This is a genomic window from Anaerostipes sp. Marseille-Q3525, assembly GCF_018223505.1.
Taxonomy (GTDB): domain Bacteria; phylum Bacillota; class Clostridia; order Lachnospirales; family Lachnospiraceae; genus Anaerostipes; species Anaerostipes amylophilus.
On record NZ_JAGTTT010000019.1, the window covers coordinates 20601 to 42029 of the forward strand.

General features: G+C 34.4%; 21 protein-coding genes. 20 read left to right on the forward strand and 1 reads right to left on the reverse strand.

Annotated elements, in window-relative coordinates:
• Window positions 1–206: 206 nt before the first annotated feature.
• The 7 genes from KE503_RS09685 (at window position 207) to KE503_RS09715 (ending at window position 6313) form a co-directional block, all read left to right on the forward strand.
• Window positions 207–977 (forward strand): ParA family protein, encoded by a 771-nt coding sequence (locus KE503_RS09685; protein WP_022374725.1) that lies wholly within the window; start codon window positions 207–209, stop codon window positions 975–977.
• Entirely contained in the window at window positions 977–1897 is a 921-nt protein-coding gene (locus KE503_RS09690) for a ParB/RepB/Spo0J family partition protein (RefSeq protein WP_212385099.1), read from the forward strand. The genes KE503_RS09685 and KE503_RS09690 overlap by 1 nt, the downstream gene beginning before the upstream one ends.
• A 12-nt stretch (window positions 1898–1909) precedes the next feature.
• Window positions 1910–2401: a DUF4446 family protein gene (locus KE503_RS09695; protein ID WP_022374727.1), complete on the forward strand. Its 492-nt coding sequence runs from the start codon at window positions 1910–1912 to the stop codon at window positions 2399–2401.
• A 12-nt stretch (window positions 2402–2413) separates the two neighbouring features.
• Window positions 2414–3700 carry a serine--tRNA ligase gene (serS, locus tag KE503_RS09700; protein WP_022374728.1) on the forward strand — a complete coding sequence of 429 codons (1287 nt, stop codon included), beginning with the start codon at window positions 2414–2416 and terminating at the stop codon, window positions 3698–3700.
• 124 nt (window positions 3701–3824) lie between these two features.
• Window positions 3825–4493, forward strand: a complete 669-nt coding sequence (locus tag KE503_RS09705) for a response regulator transcription factor (protein WP_212385100.1) — start codon at window positions 3825–3827, stop codon at window positions 4491–4493.
• Window positions 4490–5503 carry a sensor histidine kinase gene (locus KE503_RS09710; RefSeq protein ID WP_022374730.1) on the forward strand — a complete coding sequence of 338 codons (1014 nt, stop codon included), beginning with the start codon at window positions 4490–4492 and terminating at the stop codon, window positions 5501–5503. The genes KE503_RS09705 and KE503_RS09710 overlap by 4 nt, the downstream gene beginning before the upstream one ends.
• Window positions 5504–5521: 18 nt before the next feature.
• Window positions 5522–6313, forward strand: a complete 792-nt coding sequence (locus tag KE503_RS09715) for a histidinol-phosphatase HisJ family protein (RefSeq protein ID WP_117945145.1) — start codon at window positions 5522–5524, stop codon at window positions 6311–6313.
• 95 nt (window positions 6314–6408) lie between these two features.
• Here KE503_RS09715 and KE503_RS09720 read toward each other — a convergent pair whose 3' ends face one another.
• Window positions 6409–6759: a cupin domain-containing protein gene (locus KE503_RS09720; RefSeq protein ID WP_117945146.1), complete on the reverse strand. Its 351-nt coding sequence runs from the start codon at window positions 6757–6759 to the stop codon at window positions 6409–6411.
• A gap of 202 nt (window positions 6760–6961) precedes the next feature.
• Between KE503_RS09720 and KE503_RS09725 the strand changes: the two genes are divergently transcribed.
• The 13 genes from KE503_RS09725 (at window position 6962) to KE503_RS09785 (ending at window position 21274) form a co-directional block, all read left to right on the forward strand.
• The gene (locus KE503_RS09725; protein WP_212385101.1) at window positions 6962–7729 is read left to right on the forward strand and encodes an ABC transporter ATP-binding protein; all 768 of its coding nucleotides are present in this window, start codon (window positions 6962–6964) and stop codon (window positions 7727–7729) included.
• On the forward strand, window positions 7719–9770 hold the full coding sequence (locus KE503_RS09730; RefSeq protein ID WP_212385102.1) for an FtsX-like permease family protein: 2052 nt from the start codon (window positions 7719–7721) through the stop codon (window positions 9768–9770). The genes KE503_RS09725 and KE503_RS09730 overlap by 11 nt, the downstream gene beginning before the upstream one ends.
• 215 nt (window positions 9771–9985) lie before the next feature.
• Window positions 9986–10732 (forward strand): DeoR/GlpR family DNA-binding transcription regulator, encoded by a 747-nt coding sequence (locus KE503_RS09735; protein ID WP_212385103.1) that lies wholly within the window; start codon window positions 9986–9988, stop codon window positions 10730–10732.
• Window positions 10729–11634 (forward strand): 1-phosphofructokinase, encoded by a 906-nt coding sequence (gene pfkB / locus KE503_RS09740; protein ID WP_022374737.1) that lies wholly within the window; start codon window positions 10729–10731, stop codon window positions 11632–11634. The genes KE503_RS09735 and pfkB overlap by 4 nt, the downstream gene beginning before the upstream one ends.
• Before the next feature lie 99 nt (window positions 11635–11733).
• Complete coding sequence (locus tag KE503_RS09745; protein WP_212385104.1) at window positions 11734–12273, forward strand: 5-formyltetrahydrofolate cyclo-ligase; 540 nt, start codon at window positions 11734–11736, stop codon at window positions 12271–12273.
• Between the two features lie 39 nt (window positions 12274–12312).
• Entirely contained in the window at window positions 12313–13464 is a 1152-nt protein-coding gene (locus KE503_RS09750) for a hypothetical protein (RefSeq protein ID WP_117945149.1), read from the forward strand.
• Window positions 13465–13561: 97 nt separating this feature from the next.
• Entirely contained in the window at window positions 13562–14707 is a 1146-nt protein-coding gene (locus tag KE503_RS09755) for a hypothetical protein (protein ID WP_212385105.1), read from the forward strand.
• A 16-nt stretch (window positions 14708–14723) separates the two neighbouring features.
• Window positions 14724–15920: a hypothetical protein gene (locus tag KE503_RS09760; protein WP_212385106.1), complete on the forward strand. Its 1197-nt coding sequence runs from the start codon at window positions 14724–14726 to the stop codon at window positions 15918–15920.
• 13 nt (window positions 15921–15933) lie between these two features.
• A complete protein-coding gene (locus tag KE503_RS09765; RefSeq protein ID WP_212385107.1) occupies window positions 15934–17100 on the forward strand; it encodes a hypothetical protein in 1167 nt (388 codons plus the stop codon).
• Window positions 17101–17304: 204 nt separating this feature from the next.
• Window positions 17305–18366: an FAD:protein FMN transferase gene (locus KE503_RS09770; protein ID WP_212385108.1), complete on the forward strand. Its 1062-nt coding sequence runs from the start codon at window positions 17305–17307 to the stop codon at window positions 18364–18366.
• A gap of 13 nt (window positions 18367–18379) precedes the next feature.
• Complete coding sequence (locus tag KE503_RS09775; RefSeq protein WP_212385109.1) at window positions 18380–19993, forward strand: FMN-binding protein; 1614 nt, start codon at window positions 18380–18382, stop codon at window positions 19991–19993.
• A gap of 19 nt (window positions 19994–20012) precedes the next feature.
• A complete protein-coding gene (locus KE503_RS09780) occupies window positions 20013–20426 on the forward strand; it encodes an FMN-binding protein (protein ID WP_055198434.1) in 414 nt (137 codons plus the stop codon).
• Window positions 20426–21274, forward strand: a complete 849-nt coding sequence (locus KE503_RS09785; protein ID WP_022374745.1) for a 4Fe-4S binding protein — start codon at window positions 20426–20428, stop codon at window positions 21272–21274. Before KE503_RS09780 ends, KE503_RS09785 begins: the two co-directional genes overlap by 1 nt.
• The last annotated feature ends 155 nt before the right edge of the window (window positions 21275–21429 follow it).

The following is a 21429-nucleotide window of genomic DNA, read 5'->3' on the forward strand; positions in this document are numbered from 1 at the left end:
TTCAAAATTTATAAGTAATTGAGGAGTATTCAGATGAATACTCCTTTTCGCATCTGAATATTATAAAATGTTTCACGTGAAACATTTTTGGAAAAATTGAAATTGCGTGAAACAAATATTGCACAAAAAAATAATAAATGTTTCACGTGAAACATATGGCAATGCAAAAAAAATAGTGTTATAATATTGTTCAAAAGGAGAAAGAAATGGGAAGAATTATTGCAATTGCCAACCAGAAAGGTGGAGTTGGAAAGACAACGACAGCGGTTAATCTTTCAGCAGCACTTGCGGCAAAAGGAAAGAAAACCTTACTCGTTGATATGGATCCTCAGGGAAATACCACCAGTGGCTTGGGATTAGACAAAAACGAGCTGGATAAGACAACTTATGAGGTGATTACAGGAGAAGAAAAGATACAAGATTGTATCATTAAAGACTTGTTTGATAATCTATCCTTACTTCCAGCAAATCGAAATTTAGCTGGAGCAGAAATTGAATTGATGACTGTGGATAAAATGCAGTTTATCATGAAAGAGAATCTTCAAAAGGTAAGAAGAAGATACGATTTTATTATTATCGATTGCCCACCGGCATTGGGAATGTTAACAGTAAATGCCATGACAGCAGCAAATACCGTAATTGTTCCGATTCAATGTGAATTTTATGCATTGGATGGACTTACACAGCTGATCTATACAATTGACCTGATTCAGAAGAGTCTGAATCCAAGATTAAAGATAGAGGGTGTTGTGTTTACAATGTATGATGGTAGAACAAATCTATCGCTGCAGGTTGTAGAGAATGTCAAATCGTACTTAAATCAGAATATTTACAAGACGATCATTCCAAGAAATGTACGTCTGGCAGAGGCACCAAGTCATGGACTTCCAATCAATGTATATGCTCCTCGATCTTCAGGAGCAGAAAGCTATAATCTACTTGCAGAAGAAGTGATTGAAAATGGAGGTAAAAAATAATGTCAGGAAAGAAAATGGGACTTGGAAGAGGATTGAATACACTGATTCCAAAAGCACCGATTGTCGATGAAGAAGATGTAGAACAAGTAAAGAAAAAAGTATCAAGATCATCGAAATCAAAGAAAAAAGCTGATCCAGAGAAAGAACTGACATTACCAATTGACAAGATTGAACCTAATCCTGATCAGCCACGTAATCAGTTTGATGAAGATACATTACAGGAATTATCAGATTCAATTAAACAATATGGAATGTTGCAACCAATTTTGGTAACTCCAAAAGATGACTTCTATGAGATCATTGCAGGAGAAAGAAGATGGAGAGCAGCAAAATTAGCAGGCCTTAATGAAGTCCCTGTCATGATCCGTAAGTATAATGAAAATGAAGTTGTAGAGATCGCTTTAATTGAAAATATTCAAAGAGATAATTTAAATCCAATTGAAGAAGCTATGGCATATAAACGCCTAATGGAAGAATTTCAATTAAAACAAGATGAAGTTGCAGGCAAGGTTAGCAAGAGCCGTGCTGCGATCACAAACTCATTAAGACTTTTGAAACTTGATCCAAGAGTACAAAAAATGCTGGAAGAAGAAATGATCAGTACAGGACATGCAAGAGCATTATTAGCAATTACAAACAAAGATCAACAATATGAAATTGCACAGAAAGTTTTTGATGAAAAATTAAGCGTCAGAGATATTGAAAAACTTGTCAAAGATTTAAAGAAAATCAAAAAAAATAAAAAAGAAGAAAAAGATGTTCACGATATCCTTTATACTCAGCTGGAAGAATCTATGAAACAGGTTCTGGGAAGCAAGGTAACTATTAAAAATAAAAAGAATAATAAAGGGAAAATAGAAATTGAGTATTATTCACAAGACGAATTAGAACGCATTGTGGATATGATAAGATCAATTTAGGAGGAACATGAGATGACAAATTTTTTAAACAGTGTAAGTATGGAATATGTTGTGATCGGCCTGGCCGGTGTATTAGCATTAGCACTGATCCTTGTAATTGTTGCTTTAGTTAAAGTTAGTAAACTAAAAAAACGTTACGAAAAATTCCTATCGGGAAAAGATGGTAAATCATTAGAAGAAAGCATTATCAAGAAATTTGAAAAGCTTAACGAAATCATTGTAGAACAAGATTTTCTAGAAGGTGAAATACAGAGAATCGATGAAGAACATAGGAGTAGCTTTTCTAAGATGGAAGTATATAAGTATAATGCGTTCTCTGATATGGGTGGAGAAACAAGTTTTGTAATTGCATTACTTGACCATAATAATAATGGAACACTTTTAAATGGTATGAGCAGTCAGAATGCAACATATGTTTATGCCAAAGAAATCAAAGATGGTGCTGCCAAAGTAGCATTATCAGATGAGGAAAAAACAACATTAGAAAAATGTATGAACAAATAATTGGAGGAAAAAATGTTAGATATTAAATTTTTAAGAGAAAATCCAGATGTAGTAAAACAGAACATCAAAAATAAATTTCAGGATCGTAAGTTACCTTTAGTTGATGAAGTTATCGAACTTGATAAGGAAAATCGTGAGATCAAACAGGAAGTTCAGGCACTTCGTGCAGATCGTAACAAATTATCTAAACAGATTGGTGCCTTAATGGGACAGGGTAAAAAAGAAGAAGCAGAAGAAGTTAAAAAACAGGTTACAGCATCTGCAGATCGTATTGAAGAATTAAGTGAAAGAGAAAAAGTTGTCGAAGAGAAGATCAAAGAGATCATGATGACAATTCCAAATATTATTGATCCATCTGTACCAATTGGTAAAGACGACAGTGAAAACGTTGAACTTGAAAGATTTGGAGAACCAGTTGTTCCTGATTTTGAAGTACCATATCATACAGACATTATGGAAAGCTTTGATGGAATTGATCTTGATAGTGCAAGAAAAGTAGCAGGTAATGGATTCTATTATCTGATGGGAGATATTGCAAGATTACATTCTGCAGTTATCGCATATGCAAGAGACTTTATGATCGATAGAGGATTTACTTACTGCGTACCACCTTTCATGATCAGAAGCAATGTCGTAACAGGTGTTATGAGTTTTGACGAAATGGATGCTATGATGTACAAGATCGAAGGTGAAGACCTGTATCTGATCGGAACAAGTGAACATTCTATGATCGGTAAATTTATCGACACAACAACACCGGAAGATCAGTTACCAAAAACATTGACAAGTTATTCTCCATGCTTCAGAAAAGAAAAAGGAGCACATGGGATTGAAGAACGTGGTGTCTACAGAATCCATCAGTTTGAAAAACAGGAAATGATCGTTGTTTGCAAACCAGAAGAAAGCAAAGACTGGTATGAAAAACTATGGAAGAATACAGTAGATTTATTCCGTTCTATGGATATTCCAGTAAGAACATTAGAATGCTGCTCTGGTGACTTAGCAGATCTTAAGGTAAAATCTGTTGATGTAGAAGCATGGTCTCCAAGACAGAAGAAATATTTCGAAGTAGGAAGCTGTTCTAACCTTGGTGATGCACAGGCAAGAAGACTTCGTATCCGTGTGAAAGGTGAAAACGGAAACTACTTTGCTCATACATTAAATAATACAGTAGTAGCACCACCTAGAATGCTGATTGCTTTTTTAGAGAACAACTTAAGAGAAGACGGAAGCGTTGCAATTCCAGAAGTATTAAGACCATATATGGGTGGAAAAGAATCTTTACAGCCTAAAAAATAAGAAATAAAAAACTTCCGAAAGCGTCTCAAATGTGAGGCGCTTTTTCTTTTGCAAAAGTTTATGATATGATATTATAAGAATTCATTATTATAAGAACTCATAAGGAAAGGTGGGGAAAAAGAAAATGAAAGCAAAGATAATCATAGTAGAAGATCATGAACCCATTCGTAATGAACTTAGCATATTATTAAGTAAATATGGATATGAGATTATAGCAATAGAACATTTTGATACCGTTGTGGAAGATTGTTTAAGAGAAAACGCAGACTTAATCTTACTGGATATTAATCTGCCTTTATATGATGGCTATTATGTATGTAGAGCCATCAGAGAAAAATCAGAAGTACCGATTATAGTTGTGACAAGCCGTGACAGTGAGATGGATGAACTGATGAGCATGAATCTTGGAGCAGATGATTTTGTGACGAAACCATATAATACACAGATTTTATTAGCAAGGATTTCTGCAATGCTGAAAAGAACTCGGAAAGAAGAAGTAGAGAATTCAGTACAATATCATGGCTTGAAATTACAATTAAATAACAGTACGGTTGTTTATGAAGATCAGGTTATTGAATTGAGCAAAAATGAAATGAGAATATTGTATACGCTTTTACAAAATAAAGGTAAGATTGTCAGCAGAGATCATCTGATGGAAACATTATGGCAGTCCAATGAATTTATTGATGATAATACATTAACTGTAAATGTTAATCGTGTCAGAAAGAAATTAGAGTCAGCAGGGTTAAAAGATTTCATAAAAACCAAAAGAGGGCAAGGGTATATGGTATGAGACTGCGAAGATTTTTAAGTATTTATTATGCACAGATGGCAACTCATTTTATATTTCTATGTCTGATAGAAGGATTATTTTATATTTTTGAAGTGAATAGATATTTGATGATTTATTTACTAGTGATCGGTATTTTACTGGAGCTTATTTATCTTGGACAACAGTATATGAAAAAGTTCAGATATTATAAAGAAATGACAATTAAACTTGATATGCTGGATCAGAAAAATATGCTTTCTGAAATGATGGAGCGGCCAGATTTTTTTGAGGGAGAATTTATTTATGATATTCTGCAAAGCTGTAATAAGTCTATGAATGATGAAATACTTCAGTATAGAACGGAGGCAGCAGGCTATCGGGAATATATTGAAATGTGGATTCATGAAGTGAAAACACCATTGGCAGCAGCCAAGTTAATTCTTGAGAATCATCCGTCAGAAATCACAGAAGCAATGGATGAGGCATTACAGCAGATTAATTACTATCTTGAACAAGCACTTTATTATGCACGAAGCAATAGCGTAGAAAAAGATTATCTGGTAAAAGAATTAAATTTAAAAGATATGGTACAAAAAGCTGTCAGATCCAATGCAAGAATCATGATCAGCAACAAGATTAAAATTAGTATGAACAATCTGGACCAGAAAATATTTAGTGATGAAAAGTGGCTGTTATTTATATTAAATCAGATTATCAGCAATGCGGTAAAATATAAAAAAGAAGATCCACAGATATCCTTTGAGGCAAGACAATCAACGAATCAGATATTTTTAGAGATTCGGGATAATGGAATTGGAATTGCAGCAAAAGATTTGCCAAGAGTGACAGATAAAGGTTATACTGGAACTACAGGAAGAAACTATGAGAAATCAACCGGGATGGGATTATATTTGTGTAAGAAGCTTTGTGACAAATTGCAGTTAAGTTTCAAGATTGAGTCAAAAGAAGAAGAATACACGATTGTTACCATTGGTTTTCCAAGAAGCTCGATGATTTTTCTAAATGAATGATCCAACAGGAGGTTTACAATGTTTGCAGATTACCATGTACATTCATATTTTAGTGAAGATACAGATTTTCCAATGGAGCTGGAGATTCAGAAAGCCATTGAATTAGGAATGGATGAACTATGTTTTACAGAACATTCTGACTATGATGTACCGACAGTAGTCAATTGTGATTATGATGCTTATTTTAAAGAAATGGAAGAAATGAAAGAAAAATATAAAGGGCAGATCACATTAAAGACAGGAATCGAATTTGGAATTCAGGTACATACAACAAAAGCGTATGAGGAAACATTTGGACAGTATCCGTTTGATTTTGTAATCTTTTCCTGCCATCAGGTAGAGAATAAAGAGTACTGGAGACAGGAGCCGCAGAAAGGGAAGACTCAGTTAGAATATAATCGAAGATACTATCAGGAAATTTTAGACGTTGTAAAGGCATATAAAGATTACAGTATTCTGGGACATCTCGATGTAATCAAAAGATACGATCTGAATGGTGAAATTGAGCTTGAAAAAATTAAAGATTTGATTGAACAGATCTTTGAAGTTGTGATCGCAGATGGAAAAGGAATTGAATTGAATACCTCAAGTCGTGCTTATCATCTGAAAAGTCTGATGCCGTCAAGGGAAATCTTAGAGCTTTATCATGATATGGGTGGAAAGATTATTACGATCGGATCTGATGCACATAATGCGGACCGTGTTGGAGACAGGGTTATGGAATCGCAGAAGATACTGAAAGAAATTGGATTTAATGGAATCTATACGTTTGATCAGATGAAACCAAAATTTCATGAATTTAAATTTTAGAAATAGAGATAGAAAAACGCTGGGACCAATGATTATTTGGACCAGCGTTTTATATTATATTTTTATTCTTAGATGATCAATGATTTAAAAGCAGATTATTTATCTAATAAGATCAGTGCCATAAATACAAGATCTTCATCTCCAATATTCTCAATGGCATGTCCGGCACCATCACTTGTAAATGTAGTGTCTCCAGCGTGTACTTCATACTTTGTACCATTATCGTTGTAAAGACCAGTTCCCTGAAGAATATGATAAGCTTCCCCTTCATTTTCATGAGTATGATAAGCAAGGGCACATCCTGGTGGTACGATGACTTTTCCGTAGAGGCGGCTGCTGTCTTTCATTTCTTTCTTCGTTAAGAATTCCATTTTTCTAAGTGGTGTGTCAGAACCATTAGCGTCAGGAATTGTTCCAATTTTTACGTCTTCATTTTTTAAATACATGTTGAGTTCCTCCTTTATATAGTCATGTTAAATTTAGTATAGTAGTTTTCATGGGAAATATCAATATGACAAAATTGTAAGTTTCATGTAAGGAAAATCGATGGATACAGTTTTTGGCTAATGATATATTATAGACAAGTCAATAAGAGGAACAAAAGGGTAAAACAAAATGATTTGAAAAGAAAGATAAGGAGATGGAAGAATGAGTTCTGTATTGAAGGTTGATAATATTGAAAAATATTATGGTAGTAAAGCAAATCTGACAAAGGCGATCGACCGGATCAGTTTTGAAGTAGAGAAGGGTGAGTATATTGGAATCATGGGAGCTTCTGGAAGTGGTAAGACTACGTTGCTGAATTGTATATCAACCATCGACCATGTGACGGCCGGAAATATTTTGATCAATGGAATGGATATTACCAAACTGAAAGGGAAGCATCTTTCAAAATTCAGGAGAGAGGAACTGGGATTTATCTTTCAGGACTTTAATCTGTTAGATACATTGACAGCATTTGAAAATATTGCACTGGCACTTACGATCATGAAAGTTCCGGCAAAAGAGATTGAGGACAGAGTAAGATCGATCGCAGAGAAATTAATGATCACAGAGGTGTTAAACAAATATCCATATCAGATGTCTGGAGGGCAGAAGCAGAGAGTGGCAAGTGCGAGAGCAATGATCTCAAATCCATCTCTGATCCTTGCGGATGAACCAACAGGAGCTTTGGACAGCAAGGCTGCGAGAATGTTACTCGACAGCATGGATACGATGAATGTGGAATTAAATGCAACGATTCTTATGGTAACACATGATGCATTTACAGCAAGCTATTGCAAACGTATTCTGTTTATCAAAGATGGAAAAATCTTTAATGAACTAGTTCGTGGAAGTGATTCTAGGAAACAGTTTTTCGACCGCATCATCGAGGTTGTGACATTGCTTGGAGGTGACAGTACGAATGTATTCTAAAATTGCATTTAGTAATGTCAAAAAAAGTATTCGTGATTATACGATTTACTTTCTGACATTGACGTTTGGAATCTGCTTGTTTTATATGTTCAATTCTGTTCAGGCACAGCAGGCAGTTTTAAAATTGAATGAAAGCCAGAAATCAATGATGCATTTGATGTCAGTGATCATTAATTGGATTTCTGTATTTGTCGCAGTGATCTTGGGATTTCTGATCATCTATGCCAATCAGTTTTTAATGAAACGAAGACATAAGGAGATGGGAATCTATCTGTTGTTGGGGATGGAGAAACGACAGGTTTCAAAAATTTTGTTAATTGAAACTTTATTAATTGGTTTTTTCGCATTGATTGCTGGACTGATTGCAGGCGTATTTTTATCTCAAGGTTTAGCAATGCTGACAGCTAAAATGTTTGCAGTGCAGATGAAAGAATTTAAGTTTGTTTTCTCGCAAACTGCATTTATTCAGACAATTATGTATTTTGCAATTATTTTTATTATTGTGATGATATTTAATGGAATCACAATATCAAAATATAAATTGATCAATCTGTTGAATGCAGCAAAAAAGAACCAGAAAACGAGATTAAAAAATCCTGTTCTATCAGTGATTTTATTTGTAATGTCCATTGCATGTATAGGGATAGCGTATCATTTGATCACAAAGAATCAGATGCTTGGTGTGGACAATGATTTTAAAATGAGTATCATTTTAGGTGTCATTGGAACATTTCTATTCTTCTTTTCATTGTCAGGATTTTTATTAGAACTGGCAAAAAGAAATAAGAAATTTTACTATAATGGATTGAACCTGTTTGTTCTGCGACAGATTAACTCAAAGATTACGACAACATTTGTTTCTATGTCCATGTTGTGTCTGATGTTGTTTCTGGCGATCAGTGCATTTGCAACAGGAAGCGGATTGGCATCTTCTGTGAAAACGGATTTGGAAGATCTGACGAAATTTGATTATTCATTTTATAGTTTAAGTCAAAAAGGATATCAGGATGAATTACAGCAGAAGTTTGTGAAGAAAATGAACTCGCTTGGATTATCGATTGAAGAAGATGCAAAAGAAACTCTGCCGATCACAGTTTATCAAAATGGTGTATTTAAGCAGTGCAGATATAAAATGGAGCCATTGTTAAAAGGAAGAGAAAAATATTCAGACTATACAAAGGATTATGTAAAGAATCTGTATGAAGTGCCATTAACTTTTGTGAAGCTGTCTGAGTATAACAAGCTTCGAAAAGCAATCGGAGAAAAAGAATTAACGTTAAAAACAGACGAATATATATTAAACTGCAATTATGCAAATCTGATTCCGACAATGGAGAAGACGGCCAAAGATAAGCAGAAGATTACACTGGATGGAAAAACATATAAAATAAAGTATGAACTTCAAAAGGATACTTTTATGGTGGCACCAGTCAAAACAGATATGGGAACAGTTGTGTTAAATGATAATATCATTCAGACACTAAAGATTGATAATTCAACACTGTATTTAAATATCAATTGGAAAGGAAATGCCAAGAAAGTATCTGAAAGGTATAACAACCATTTAAAAGAGTTGATCAGAACAGGCAAGATGCAGAATTCGCCTTATTCAATGGCGATTTCAAAAGAAGAAGTGTATGAACAAAGTACGGGACTAAGTACGATCATGACATATATTGCAATCTATATAGGATTGGTATTTTTAATTACATGTGCGGCCGTATTGGCATTGAAGCAATTGAGTGAAAATGCAGATAATATTGAAAAATATCAATTATTGCGTAAGATTGGAACTTCACAAAAAATGGTTAATCGTGCGATCAAGGCACAGATTATTTTATATTTCTGTCTTCCATTAAGTCTGGCGTTGGTTCATTCTTATGTTGGAATTAAAACAGCCTCCATTCTGATTTCAACCTTAGGACAGATCAATATATCAGAGGCGGTAGTGCAATCATTGATCATTGTGATTGTTATCTATGTTGGATATATGATCGCAACTTATATTGGAAGTAAGAACATGCTGAAGGAAAAGCGGTAACTTAGTGAAAGAACAAAAGGCAAAAAAAGAAATGGCAGATTAATTTTCTGCCATTTCTTTTTTTGCGCTATTTTTATTATACGAGGAAATTCTGAAAAAGTGTTTAAATTATCTTCAAAGTATGAACAAAATATAAATGATTGAAAATGAAAGAAAATGATTGACTTTGACTGAAAGAGTGATATACTAAAATAGAGAGAAAAGAGGTGAAGAATGTGTTAGCACAAGAACGTTTTGAACGAATATTAGAAATTTTAAGAGAGAAACAGTCAGTCACAGTAACAGATCTGACAAAGTGGTTTAACACCTCAGAATCAACAATAAGAAGAGACTTAACAGAATTGAACCGACAGGGATTGCTGATCAAGGTTCATGGTGGAGCAACCGCAGTAAAGTCTGTTCTATCACGAGAAGAAGAAGTTATCACGAAAGCAAAGAAGCATCAGAGCGAGAAACGAAAGATTGGAGAGTATGCGGCATCTCTTATTAATAAAGAAGATATGGTATATCTGGATGCAGGAACGACAACAGAGATGATCATTGATTTTCTGAAAGAGTATGATGTGATCTATGTTACGAATGGAATCACACATGCAAGAAAGTTAATGAATGCAGGGTTTAAAGTGCATTTGATCGGTGGAGAGATAAAGGCAGTGACAGAAGCTGTTGTTGGAGAAGAAGCATTAGAGCAGCTTGATAAGTACAATTTTACCAAAGGATTTTTTGGAACGAACGGAATTGATGAGGTTCGAGGGTTTACAACTCCAGATATGAAGGAAGCTGCGATCAAGAGAAAAGCAATGGAACAATGCCAGCAAAGATATATACTTACAGACCAGAGCAAATTTGATCAAATATCAACATTTAAGTTTGCGGATCTTAAGAAAGCAAACATTATCACAGATCATCTTAAGAATAACAAATTAAGAGAAATCACAACCATTGAGGAGGTATTTTCATGATTTATACAGTAACATTTAACCCAGCGATCGACTATGTAATCAAGGTAGACAATCTGACATTAGGAGAGATCAACCGTACAACAAGAGAATATATTTTCTGCGGAGGAAAAGGAATCAACGTATCCCATGTCCTTGCGAACCTTGGAATGGAAAGTGTAGGGCTTGGATTTATTGCAGGCTTTACAGGAGATGTCATTGAAAAAGGAGCAAAAGAGCTTGGATTCGCACCTGATTTTATCAGAGTCCGTGAAGGAATGACACGAATCAATGTTAAGGTAAAATCAAATGAAGAAAGTGAGATCAATGGAATGGGACCAGTGATCCATGATGACGAGTTACAGAAGATGTATGAGAAGCTTGATGAGTTACAGGATGGAGATGTATTAATCCTGGCAGGAAGTATTCCAGCAACACTTCCATCTGATGTATATGAAAAGATCATGGAACGTCTTCAGGAAAAAGATATCAGAATCGTTGTAGATGCAACAAAAGATCTACTGTTAAATGTATTAAAATATCATCCATTCCTAATTAAACCAAACAATCACGAATTAGGAGAGATGTTTGGTGTTGTATTAAAGACAAATGATGAGATTGTAGAATATGCAAAGAAACTTCAGGAAAAGGGTGCAAGAAACGTTTTAGTTTCCATGGCAGGAGACGGAGCGATCCTTATTACAGAAGCAGGAGATGTTCATGTGACACCTTGTCCAAAGGGTGAAGTTAAGAACTCTGTAGGAGCCGGAGATTCTATGGTTGCAGGATTTGTAACAGGATATTTAAGAAGCAACGGAGATTACAACGAAGCACTGAAGATGGGAACTGCAGCAGGAAGTGCAACAGCATTTTCAGAAGATGTAGCAACTGGTGAAAAAATTATGAGTTTATATGAGACTTTATAAATAAAAAACGATACTTTGTGAACAAATTGTGATAAAATGAACCTAAGAAATTAGGTTCATTTTTTCGTACCTAAATATATTGATCATCTGGAGGACATCATGTCAAAAAAAGAAGCGAGACAACAGATAAAAGATAAGATCAAACAACTAGATAAACAGTATATCAAAAAAGCAGATCAATCGATTTTTGATCAGATCAAAGAATTAAAAGAATATAAGGAAGCTGAAACTATTTTTTGTTATGCAAGCATGGAAAATGAAGTAGATACGTGGCCATTGATCGCACTTGCATTAGATCAGGGAAAGATAGTAGGAGTTCCATTGTGTATCGGAAAAGGAATTATGGAAGTAAGACAGATCAAAACACTGGCTGACTTTGAAAAAGGTGCATATGGAATCATGGAACCTTCAAAACAATGTAAAGTCTTACCGAAAGAACAAATTGATATGGCAGTGATTCCATGTGTAGGTGCAGATAAAGAAGGCCACAGATTAGGCCATGGAGCCGGATTTTATGATCGTTTTCTACGAGGAACACGATTTCCAAAGATTATGATATGTTACAGAAAATTGTTGTTGGATAAAGTTCCGATAGAAGAACATGATATTTTCATGGATCGGGTTATTTATGATAGATAAGGTAATAAGGTAATAGAATAAGATATGGGAGGATACAGCATGAACAGGATATTAAAGAAAACAGCAGTAATGATAATGGCAGCAGCAATCGGAGTATCCATGAATTATCAGGGAGCAGCTGTTTTTGCAGGAACGAATAATAATATAACAAAGCAGGCACGTTATGTTGAGCCAGAGGAATGGAATCGTACAGAAATCAAAGCGTATCAGTTTGATTCAACAGACAAGTTTGAAAACTATCTGTTAACAGGTGGAGCTCATTTATATAACAAGAATTTTAAGCAGAGTGATCGTATGGTAAAGATTACAGTAGAAGATCCAGGATATTTTGTTGTATCAGCAGATACAGACGGAGATGGCTCACAGAAAGTAAAATTATATGATTCCACAAAGAAGAAAGTTTTGGCACAGACAACATCTGACGGAGATCTGGAATATGGAAGACTTGCCAAGACAGGAGAAACATTTTATATTCAATTGCCAGCTAAGATTGATAAAATCATTATTACGTCAGGTGTGATCAAGGATGAATTTGGATCAATGAAGGCATCAGATACCTATTATGAATCAGGAACAGGTGCAGCGACATATCATCCATTTTCCATATCAAAAAGATCTGCGGTAGAATTTAATATTTCCGCGATCAACAGAAAAGGTGGAGAAACCTATGCATATATCGAGAAAAAAGAAAAAGGTGTATGGAAGAGACTTGATAATACAGTAAAGATCGAACCGGCATCTTATGACGATGATTTTATTCATGGACTGCAAAAGGGTGAATACAGACTGTTGATCAAAGCACCAAAAACGCAATTGAATGCAGTTTCATTTACAAAGAGTTCCAAGTCAAAAAATGTAGCATATAAGAAATCAAAAGCAAAAAGTATTTCTTTAAATAAAGAGATTTCTAATATTTATACAACAGGCGAAAAAGCAGAGAGATGGTATAAGGTAAAAGTAACATCCAGTAAGAAGAAAAGGAGACTGGAGTTTGGGGAAGATACAGTTTCAGGAGGATATAAATTTACGATTTATAAAGCAGGAAGCAAGAAAGTATTTAAAACAATTAAGGTAACACAGGAAGCAAGTGGAAAAATGGTAACGCTGCCGAAGAAAAAAGGCACATACTATTTTAAGATTTCAAAACTTACGAAGAAAACAAATGGAGTTTATGAAATCGGATACTATTAAAATTACAAAGGAAATTACTATATTAAAATTTCTAAGCTGACTAAGAAAACAAATGGTATATATTTTATTGAATGCAATTAAGTAAGGAGGGATTTTTATGCTCAGAAAGGTAATTAAGAAGGTAGGAGTAGTTTTGCTGGCAGCAGGGCTAAGTATTGGAATGTTTAGTCCGTCAGTGTCAGCGGCAGTTAAGATCAACAAAGCGGCACAAATGAAGGCAGCAAAAAATGTTGAACCAGAAGAATGGAACAAGGAAGAACTGACAGCGTATCAGTTTGATACAGGAGATGATTTTCTGAAGTACATGTTTACTGGAGGTTTGCATTTATATAATAAAAATTATAAAGCAAAAGATCATTGGGTAAAAATTAAAGTTGCAGATCCAGGACTTTTTGCAATTGCAGCTATAGCAGAAAACGAATCTAAAATACCATTGTATGATGCAACGAAGAAAAAAGTTTTGAAAAAAGATATAAATGGAGGCAGTGATGATTTTTCAACAGCGGTAAAAGCAGGCGATGAATTTTATGTAAAATTGCCAACTAAGATTAGTAAGGTATTTATCTTAACAGGTGTTATAAAATCAGAATTTGGTTCAATGGCGAATGATAAAAGCTACTATGAAGTTGGAAAAGGAACAACAACATATCATCCATTTTCAATTTCAAAGCGTTCAAGAGTATATTTAGAAATCGCACCAGTAGGGAAAAAGGTTGAAAAAGTTGGTGCTTATGTCGAAAAAAATGTCAATGGAACATGGCAGAGAGTTGGATATAGTGCCAATATAAAACCAGCAGAATATGGAACAGCACTTGGATATGGATTACAACCGGGTAAATATCGTATGGTATTAAAGAATCCAAAAGACAATATAATAAATATTGAATATAAGAGAAAGACGACAAACAAAAATGTAGCATATAAGAAATCAAAAGCAATCAATGTTAAATCAAGTTTGCAAAATGTATACACAACAGAAGAACATACAGCAAGATGGTATAAAGTTGCAGTTTCTTCTACAAAGAAGAGAACAGGAGTACTCTTGTCAAAATACTCTGTTGGCGGAGGCTTCCAGTTTAAGGTTTATCAAAAAGGAAAAGTCATCAAAACAGTCAAAGTGAAGAAAGATGATGATGAAAAATATGTAACACTTCCAAAGAAAAAAGGAACATACTATATTAAAGTTTCAAAGCTCACAGATAAGACAACGGGAGTGTATGAGTTAGAAACATATAAGGAATAATGAAAGGGGGCTGTTTATGGTAAAACAAACAATAAAGAAGTTTATAGTAGTTTTACTAACAGCAGGTATTTGTGCAGGATTATTTGCAGCACCAGTGTTTGCAGCAGAGAAAACAGCGAAAACAACGATTATTACAAATGCCAAAGTTTCTAAAAAATCTGCAAGGTATATAGAACCAGAAGAATGGAATCAAAAAGAACTGTTTGCATATTTATTTGACACTGGAAATGAAATGACGCAATATGTTACAACCGGTGGATTACATTATTACAATGATAATTATAAAGAAAAAGACCACTGGATTAAGGTGACACTTAAAGATTCAGGACTATTTTATGTTATGACAGCATCTGATGATGGAAGTATACAGATATATGATCAGTCGAAGAAAAATAGAATAGAAACATTAACAGCAGACGAAAAAATAGAATATATGATAAAAGCAAAGGCTGGAGATGTTTTTTATATAAAACTTCCAAAGAAGATAGAAGAACAATCCATTGTAGTAGCTGTCTTAAAAGACGGATTTGGAACAATTCAAGCAGGAAATTCTTATGGAGAATCTGCAACTGGAAATACCATGTATCATTCATTTTCAATTGCGAAACGATCTCTTTCACAAATGGCATTGAAAGTTATGCATAAAGATAAGGGAAACGTAACAGTGCAAGTACAAAAGTATGTGAAAGGCAATTGGATAAACATAGGATACAAAAAAACAATAAAGCCGAGAACCGATGATTATATTGATATTAACAAGTATGTGATCAATGGTCTTCAAGCTGGAAAATATCGTGTTGCATTAAATACACAAAAAGGACAGGTATATTGTCTTTCATATGGAATAAGTAAAATGAACAAGAATGTAGCGTATACGAGATCGAAAGCCAAGAAGATAAAAAAAGATTCCTATGTACAAAATATTTATACACAAGGGGAAACGGCATCAAGATGGTATAAATTTACACGTAAAGCTTCAGATAAGGTGAATGTTCTCAATATTACAAAGGCAACAAATGGCGGAGGTTTTAAATTTACTATTTATAAAAAAGGAAAGAAGAAACCAATTAAAACTATAAAAGTAAAAACAAATGAAAGTATAGGTGTTGTAAATCTTCCAAAAGGTAAAGGAACCTATTATGTCAAAGTAAACAAACTTACAAAGAAAACCAATGGAACTTATACGATCATGGACTTCAATGCATTTAATTAAGGAGGGAAACAGGATGAAAAAAACAAGAGGTAAATTATTAAGTATTTTAATGGCAGCAACAATATCAGCAACGATGTTGCTTCCACAGGCAAAGGTATCAGCATCCGAAGATGCGGCAGCAAAAGTACAGCAGGCTTATTTTCCAAAGAAAGTAACGATGAAAAAAGCTGCAAGAAAAATAGAACCTGCAGAGTGGAACAAAACAGATGTTAAAGTTTATAAGTTTGGAAACGCTGAAGATGCATTATATTATATGATGACTGGAGGAATCAAATATTATAACCGCAATTACTTTAAAAATCCTGAAAAGATTAAGATCACACCGGTTGAATCAGGATCCTTATTCTTAGTGATAGCAGGAGATAATGAGCAGGCAGGAGCTATTTATGATGCAGATCAAAAGCTGATCAAAAAAGTATCATTAACATATGTAAAGGCAGATGTAAAAGCAGGAGAAACATATTATGTAGACTTCCCAAGAAACTGTAAAGAAGGACTGCTTACAGCTTATGTGTTAGAAAATGAATGCAAAGGATTAGTAAAAGATGATCTGAACATGCAGAAAGGGGAAGGAAAAGAAACCTACCACACATTTAAGCTGACAAAAAGAGGATATGCAGGTTTCCTTGTTGCATCATTAGTAGAAAATGGTGGAAAAACAAGCTATAAGATTCAGAAAAGCGAAAAAGGAAAATGGGTGACTATTGGAAGAACAAAAATATTTAGTGCAATGAGCACAAAAGAAAGTGATATAACAGCGGCTTATGGTCTTGCAAAAGGGACTTACCGTCTCGTATTAAATGCTTCCAAAGAACAGTTAAATACAGTTGTTTATGAAAGAAAATATTACAGCAAGAAAGTAGCCTATAAGAAATCCAAAGCAAAGAAATTAAATGCGAAAGAAGTTTATACAACAAATGAAAGAGCAGCACGTTGGTATAAAACAGAAGTAACATCTACAAAAAAACAGAAGAAACTAAAAATATCAACAGCAGCAGATCAGGGTGGATTTAAATTTACAATCTATCAGAGTGGTAAGAAAAAACCAATTAAAACAGTAAAAACTTCTGTGAAACATCTGGATAAAACAGTAAAACTTCCAAAGAAAAAAGGAACTTACTATGTTAAGGTAAGTAAGGTTACAAAGAAGACAAACGGTTACTACGAAATTAAAAAATAAAAATCGCAAAGGAAAAAGGAATTGCCTGACAGCATGGGCGGTTCCTTTTTTGATGCAAATAAATCCCCTTGAAATCTCAAGATTTTCTATATAATGGGAAATAGTATATTTAGTGATAAAAAATCTCGATAATAATGCTTGAATCAAAGATTAAATAATTATAAACTATACGTTAGTGAGTACTAACCAAAAAGGATGAATCAAATGAAATTAAAAAAGTTAATATGCATTGGATTATTAGGAGTTTTGTGTGCTGTTTCAGCAGTTGGATGTGGAAAGAAAGAGAGTATCAAAACGACAACAGAAGTATCCAGTGAAGCGAATACAAAAGAAGCAAGTGCACAGGTCTTTGCGATGGATACCTATATGAATTTAAAAGCATATGGGAAGAATGCACAAAAGGCAGTTGATGATGCAAAATCAGAGATTGAACGATTAGATCAGTTATGGTCAGCGGTTGATAAAAATAGTGAAATCTATCAGCTGAATCAAAAGAAGAAGATGAAAGTTTCTGATGAAACATTAGAACTAATTGAATTTGCTAAAAAGAAATCAGCACAATCAGGAGATGCCTTTGATATTTCGGTCTATCCCATCGTTGAGTTATGGGGATTTCCAACACAGAAATATCGTGTACCATCTGACAGTGAGATTCAAAGTCTGTTAAAGAATGTAGATTGTCAGAAGATCAAAATCAACAAGAAAACAAATGTAGTAACACTTGAAAAGAATATGAAGATTGATCTTGGCGGAATTGCAAAGGGGTATACTTCCCAAAGAATTGCAAAAGTTTACAAAGAAGATGGTGTAAAAAGCGGTGTGATCAGTCTTGGGGGAAATGTTCAGGCAATTGGTAAAAAAATAGATGGAAGTTACTGGAAAGTAGGAATTCAGTCACCAGATGATACAGAAAATATGATCGGAGCATATGAAGCTGCAGATGAAGCAGTCATCACTTCGGGAGCTTACGAGAGATATTTTGAGAAAAATGGAAAAAGATATCATCATATCATTGATCCGGCAACAGGAAAACCATCTGAGAAAGACCTGAAATCTGTAACGATCATTAGTAAAAATGGAACATTATCGGATACGTTGTCAACAACATTGTTTGTTATGGGGAAAGATAAAGCTATTTCGTATTGGAAAAAACATAGCAGTGAATTTAATATAATCCTTGTGGACAATAATGATAAAATTCTTATTTCACAGGGGATTGAAGAACGTTTTAGTTCAGAAAATGAGTATCAAGTAGTCAAAAAATAGAGAGAAGGAAAATATGAAAATTATTGATAAACTAAAAAAAGTCAATCTGATTCAGTTTGTTCCAGCAATTTTCGTGATAAGTTTGGTTGGAAATAGTGTGTTTGGATACACTGCTCCGAAAGCAAAGTCCCAGAAAAATGCAGGAGTGAATCAGGTAGAAGCGGCAACAACGGCTGAAAAGAAGAAGGCAAAGAAGGCAAATGCTGGAGATATTGATTTAAGTAAGATCAAAGATGGAACTTATGAAGGACAGGCAAATGGATATCGAGGACTTGTAAAGGTATCTGTAACTGTAAAAGACCATAAGATCACAGCAATTAAAGTATTAAGTAATTCAGACGATGCAGCATTTTTTAATCGTGCATCTGCTGGAGTTATTAAAAATATTCTTGCAAAACAGTCATTAAAAGTAGATGTCGTCAGTGGGGCAACATACAGCTCAAATGGTATTATCAAAGCAGTAAAAAATGCATTGACAGGGGAAGAGGATAAAACAGCAGCGAAAGCAAGCGGTTCTTCAAAGTCAGCAGGAAGCGTTGGAACAGCGGATGAGTCAGGTACATATAAAGATGGAACATTTACAGGATCTGCATCTGGATATCATGGAACTGTTAAAGTATCTGTAACAATTAAAAATAATAAGATTAAAAGCATCAAGATTTTAGAAAATCACGATGATGCAGCTTATTTTAACCGTGCAAAAGGAATTTTACTTCCATTAATGATCAAGAAACAAAGTACAAATGTAGATTCAGTCAGCGGAGCTACATTTAGTTCAAATGGTATTATCAAAGCGGTACGTAATGCATTAAAGAAAGCAGCAGTAAAAGGATCATCAAGCAGTTTAGATTCAGAAAGCAACAGTAACTCAACAGCAAAGAAAGATACAACAGATAATGTCACTGGAGTATATAAAGATGGTGTTTATGAAGGAACAGGAAAAGGATTCCGTGGAAATATCATAGTCAGTGTAAGAATTAAAAAAAGTAAGATCGTAGAGATCAAACTTGTGAAAAATGAAAAAGACGATGCAGCATACTTTAACAAGGCATGGTCTGAAGTTCCATACAGTATTATTGCAATGCAGACAGCCAATACAGATAAAGTTGATGCAGTCAGTGGAGCAACTTACAGTTCAAATGGAATCATGGAAGCAGTACGAAATGCATTGAAGAAAGCTGTAGCTAAGAAAGATAACACAAATTCTAATACATCAAATAGCAATAATAACAACAGTAATAACAGCAACAACAGTAATAACAACAACAATAATAATAATAATACATCAAAAGATGATAATACTACAACACCAGTTGAGAAAGAAGACAAAATTTATGAGGGATCAGCAGTGTGTGAGCCAGATGAAGATGAAGAATTTGATGCTTACAAATTAACATTAGAAGTTGTTATTTCTGCTGACAATAAGGTAAAGAATATTCAGAATATTAAATGGTCAGATCGATATATGTCTGCTTGGTACAACATGGCACAGAAGACTATGGTACCAAAGTTGATCAGTTATGGATTTGAAATACCAGAAAAATACGATACAGTCAGTGGAGCAACATGCTCAAGCAATGCACTGGTTAAAGCATATAAAGATGCTATTTCAAAGATTAACAAGTAAATAGAGGAACAGAGAGAAGATGAAACAATTAAAGCAGTATAAGCATTTCTTAATGAGGCTTTTAAATCTTGCCTTGATCATTGGAATATGTCTTGTATACCACAATATTGCAACGATCCGAGCGGAAAAAGAAGCGAAGATTGCAGCCCAAAATAGTGGTTCAGGTTCTTGGAAAGACGGAACTTATCAAGGTAGTGGTCAAGGGTTTGGAGGTCAGATCGTTGTGAATGTGACCATAAAGAATGGTTCTATTGATGACATTCAGATCAAAGAAGCCAAAAATGAAGATAGTGCATATTTTAATAATGCAGTAAAAATAATAGATACAATGAAACAAAAGCAGACAGTGGATGTCGATGTAGCCAGTGGAGCAACATACAGTTCAAAAGGTATCATTGCAGCTGTACAGAATGCTTTGAAGGAGGCGTCATAATGGACCTTAGACAAAAGAGAGACATAAGACGTCTTGGACGACAGATCATTCAGATCATATTTTTCCTATGGATGCCGGCATTATACACATCGGCATTTTCTGGTGTGAGATATGTGATTGAACAGATCAGAGCAGGCAAGCCGATCGAGCAGAATGCATTCTTAGTAATGCTGATCGCTTTATGTGGATTTACCATTTTGTTTGGAAGATTCTTCTGCGGATATGCCTGTGCATTTGGAACCTTGGGAGATGGAATGTATGCATTTTCAAAATGGGTTCAGAAAAAAGTGAAAAAGAAGCTTCCGTGGGTATCAGAAGAGACCGGACGAAAACTTCAAAAAATTAAATATATCATGTTATTAGTCTTAATGCTGATTTATGCATTAGGATTTACAAAAAAATTCCATGGAACCAGTCCTTGGGAAGTATTTTCCATGTTGTACACAGGTAAGATTCCAGATGCCGGATATTTAGCCGGATGGATCATCTTTGTACTGATACTGGTAGGTATGTGCCTTAAAGAAAGATTTTTCTGCCAATATCTATGTCCGATGGGAGCAATCTTTGCATGGTTACCGGTATTGCCGTTTTCTGTACTAGATAGAGACAGAAGCAACTGTATACCGAAATGCCGTGCATGTGAGATCAAGTGCCCTGTAGATTACCAGATCAAAAGGGACCAGAAGAATGGAGGAGAATGCATTCATTGTATGCAATGTGTTGATGTATGCCCGAAACAGAACATTCATCTGGGTTCAGGTAAAAAATTAAAAGGTAATGAAATCATTATCATTCTCCTGAAACTTGTATTGTTTATTGGGGTCTGTATTTTTGCACAAAGTTTGTAGCATAACAAAAACATTTAGAAAGATACCCGATCTTATTTTGAGGTGTCTTTTTTTGATCATATAGTTAGTCACAACTAATAAAGATGCTATGACAAGTGCAAAAATTTAGATAAATGTATGTAGGTATTTCAGTACTTATGCCGAAATATAAGCAC

Coding starts and splice junctions, on each gene's coding strand:
- KE503_RS09785 (WP_022374745.1), top strand. CDS start 20,426: ATGGACCTTAGACAAAAGAGAGACATAAGACGTCTTGGACGACAGATC.
- KE503_RS09715 (WP_117945145.1), top strand. CDS start 5,522: ATGTTTGCAGATTACCATGTACATTCATATTTTAGTGAAGATACAGAT.
- KE503_RS09780 (WP_055198434.1), top strand. CDS start 20,013: ATGAAACAATTAAAGCAGTATAAGCATTTCTTAATGAGGCTTTTAAAT.
- KE503_RS09770 (WP_212385108.1), top strand. CDS start 17,305: ATGAAATTAAAAAAGTTAATATGCATTGGATTATTAGGAGTTTTGTGT.
- KE503_RS09775 (WP_212385109.1), top strand. CDS start 18,380: ATGAAAATTATTGATAAACTAAAAAAAGTCAATCTGATTCAGTTTGTT.
- KE503_RS09745 (WP_212385104.1), top strand. CDS start 11,734: ATGTCAAAAAAAGAAGCGAGACAACAGATAAAAGATAAGATCAAACAA.
- pfkB (WP_022374737.1), top strand. CDS start 10,729: ATGATTTATACAGTAACATTTAACCCAGCGATCGACTATGTAATCAAG.
- KE503_RS09705 (WP_212385100.1), top strand. CDS start 3,825: ATGAAAGCAAAGATAATCATAGTAGAAGATCATGAACCCATTCGTAAT.
- KE503_RS09760 (WP_212385106.1), top strand. CDS start 14,724: ATGGTAAAACAAACAATAAAGAAGTTTATAGTAGTTTTACTAACAGCA.
- KE503_RS09755 (WP_212385105.1), top strand. CDS start 13,562: ATGCTCAGAAAGGTAATTAAGAAGGTAGGAGTAGTTTTGCTGGCAGCA.
- KE503_RS09730 (WP_212385102.1), top strand. CDS start 7,719: ATGTATTCTAAAATTGCATTTAGTAATGTCAAAAAAAGTATTCGTGAT.
- KE503_RS09720 (WP_117945146.1), bottom strand. CDS start 6,759: ATGTATTTAAAAAATGAAGACGTAAAAATTGGAACAATTCCTGACGCT.
- KE503_RS09690 (WP_212385099.1), top strand. CDS start 977: ATGTCAGGAAAGAAAATGGGACTTGGAAGAGGATTGAATACACTGATT.
- KE503_RS09710 (WP_022374730.1), top strand. CDS start 4,490: ATGAGACTGCGAAGATTTTTAAGTATTTATTATGCACAGATGGCAACT.
- KE503_RS09765 (WP_212385107.1), top strand. CDS start 15,934: ATGAAAAAAACAAGAGGTAAATTATTAAGTATTTTAATGGCAGCAACA.
- KE503_RS09725 (WP_212385101.1), top strand. CDS start 6,962: ATGAGTTCTGTATTGAAGGTTGATAATATTGAAAAATATTATGGTAGT.
- KE503_RS09695 (WP_022374727.1), top strand. CDS start 1,910: ATGACAAATTTTTTAAACAGTGTAAGTATGGAATATGTTGTGATCGGC.
- KE503_RS09685 (WP_022374725.1), top strand. CDS start 207: ATGGGAAGAATTATTGCAATTGCCAACCAGAAAGGTGGAGTTGGAAAG.
- serS (WP_022374728.1), top strand. CDS start 2,414: ATGTTAGATATTAAATTTTTAAGAGAAAATCCAGATGTAGTAAAACAG.
- KE503_RS09750 (WP_117945149.1), top strand. CDS start 12,313: ATGAACAGGATATTAAAGAAAACAGCAGTAATGATAATGGCAGCAGCA.